The organism is Anaerotignum sp. (genome assembly GCF_045122575.1).
Classification (GTDB): Bacteria; Bacillota; Clostridia; order Lachnospirales; family Anaerotignaceae; genus Anaerotignum_A.
Genome location: NZ_JBGVHV010000083.1, coordinates 1 through 2,755 on the forward strand (window position 1 = coordinate 1; position 2,755 = coordinate 2,755).

At 49.6% G+C, this 2,755-nt stretch carries 2 protein-coding genes; both read left to right on the top strand.

The window, feature by feature from the left end:
- Positions 1 to 861 (top strand): PASTA domain-containing protein (locus ACJMLT_RS03795; protein ID WP_405726830.1); only part of this gene is annotated, 861 nt, incomplete at its 5' end.
- A 65-nt stretch (positions 862 to 926) separates the two neighbouring features.
- A partial coding sequence (locus tag ACJMLT_RS03800; RefSeq protein ID WP_405726833.1) for a peptidoglycan D,D-transpeptidase FtsI family protein occupies positions 927 to 2,755 on the top strand: 1,829 nt, incomplete at its 3' end.

Consider the following 2,755-nt stretch of genomic DNA (forward strand, 5'->3'; position numbering starts at 1 on the left):
AATCTGGTGCAGCCCTATGTCGTATCTCAGATCATCGACGACGATGGTTCTGTGGTGATGGAACAGGATACGGAAGTGGTCAGAAGAGTTATTTCTCAGAAAACCTCTGACTATGTTCGTACAGCACTGAAAGCGACAGTAGATCATGGTACCGCGAAAAAAATCGCTATTCCCGGCTACTCTATCGGCTGTAAAACCGGTACGGCCGAACAGGGGAAACGTGACAAGCGTAGCTGGACGCTGACTCACATGGCATATTTCCCTGCGGAAAATCCTCAGTATCTGGTATTTTCCGTGATCCATCTGCCTCAGGATTATGCGGATGGCGTGCAGACTACAGCGAATATGACAAAACAGCTGATGGAAAACATCATCAAATATAAAAATCTGGAACCTACAGAATCCACAGAGGAAACAGCAACTCTGGCAAAGGGCAAAACAGTGAAGATGCCTGATTATGTAGGTAGCAGTACCTATCATGTGACCATGGATCTGGAAGGCCGCGGTCTGAACTACAAAGTGGTGGGTACAGGTAATTCCATCACCAATCAGGTGCCGAAGGCCGGCACGGAAGTAGAGGTTGGCAGTGAAGTTATCCTGTATGTTGCCAAGTCTGAAGAAGACAGTGGTACGGTGAAGGTGCCCAATGTGATGGGCAAGAGTTACAGTGATGCTGTTTCGATCCTTTCCGAAGCAGGGTTTGAAGTGATCTTTGAGGGCGAGATCGGTAACAGCGTGGTAACAGCACAAGACCCGAAATATGGCGTTTCCGTGGAAAATGGCAGCGAGGTCACCATTACGCTGAAAAAGAAAGAGGCGGAATCGACCGAACTGACCAAACCAACGGAATCCACAGAATAACCAAGACATAGACACTCCGTCCTGTTCGTATACTTTTTGTATGACGAAAAGGCGGGGTGTTTTTTATGGAAAAACCGACCATCGGCGCAAAAAAACGGCTTCTGGTATTTTTGTTCTGTGCTATGTTTGGCTATCTGATTTTGATCGGACGGGTGGCTTTCATTGAATTTTTTCGGGCGGAAAAACTGCAGGAGATGGCCTATGAACAGCAGACCAGAGACAGGCTCATCACGCCAAAAAGAGGGTCTATTCTGGATCGGAATGGAGAAGGCATTGCTCTGACGGAAACGGTGAATGCCGTCAGTGTGATTCCCGTACAGGTGAAGGAAAAGGAGAAAACGGCGCAGTTCTTGGCAGAAAAGCTGGATCTGGAATATGCAGAGGTGCTGGAAAAAGTGCAGCAGAAGGTGGCACTGGTGCGGATCAAAACAAAGGTGGACACAGAACTGGCGGCGGAGATACGGGCGGCCAATTATCCGGGGGTGGAAGTGGACGAGGATGTCAGAAGGGTATATCCTTATTCGGAACTGGCGGCACAGGTCATTGGCTTTGTGGGGAAAGATAATCAGGGTATCATCGGGCTGGAAGCAAAATATGACGAACTGCTGGAAGGGGAGCGGGGGAAAATACTGACGCTGACGGATTCCAGAGGGAATGAGGTGGACAGCGAACAGGAGCGGATCCCCCCTGTAGACGGGAAAAATCTGGTGACTACCATTGATGTGGTCATGCAGCAATACGCAGAGCAAACCATTGCCAAAGCCGTGGAGACGAAGGGGGCAAAAAAAGGATTGATTATCATTCTAAATCCCCAGAATGGAGAAATTTATGCCATGGCAAACTACCCGACCTTTGACCTGAATGATCCCTTTACTATCAACGATGCCCAACTGGCGGCAATGTGGGATACCTTTTCGCAGGAGGAGCAGAATGACTATCTGAACAAAATGTGGCGGAATGCTGCCATCAATGATACATACGAACCGGGGAGCACTTTTAAGATCATCACATCCTCCGCCGGGCTGGAGGAAAAGGTCGTTTCTCCGGAAAGTACGTTTTACTGCCGCGGCTTTCATGTGGCAGGGGACAGACAGATCAAATGCTGGCGATATCCCCGTACCCATGGGGCGGAAAATTTCGTGCAGGGGGTACAGAATTCCTGCAACCCTGTATTTATGGAAATCGGGGAACGGCTGGGGGCAGAGACTTTTCTGGAATATATGCAGAAATTCGGATTTTCTCAGAAAACCGGTGTAGACCTGGCGGGGGAAGCAACAGGGATCATTCATAAGCTGGAAAACATCGGCCCGGTGGAACTGGCGACCATGAGTTTCGGCCAGTCTTTCCAGATCACGCCGCTGCAGCTGCTGCGGTCGGCTTCGGCAATCGTCAATGGCGGCCGTCTGATCACGCCTCATTTTGCAAAGGGCATTGCCGATGAAGAGGGGAATATGGTGGAAACTTTCCAATATGAGGCAGGAGAACAGATCATTTCTCTGGAAACATCGGAAACCATGAAAATTATTTTGGAAAGCGTAGTTTCCGAAGGGACGGGCAGCAAAGCCTATATCCCCGGCTATCGCATCGGCGGGAAAACGGCAACTTCAGAAAAGCTGCCCCGCAGAAGCGGAAAATACATTGCATCCTTTATGTCTTTTGCGCCGGCGGAAAACCCGCAGGTCATGGCACTGGTGCTGATCGATGAGCCCCAAGGGGTCTATTACGGCGGCACAGTGGCAGGCCCTGTGATGCAGGAATTGCTGCAGAACATTCTCCCTTATCTGGGAATCGAACCAAAATACAATGAGAAAGAAGCGGAAGAAGCAGCTGACTTGAAAACGACAGTTCCCGATCTAAAAGGCCTGACAATGAATGAGGCAAAAACAGCCCTCTT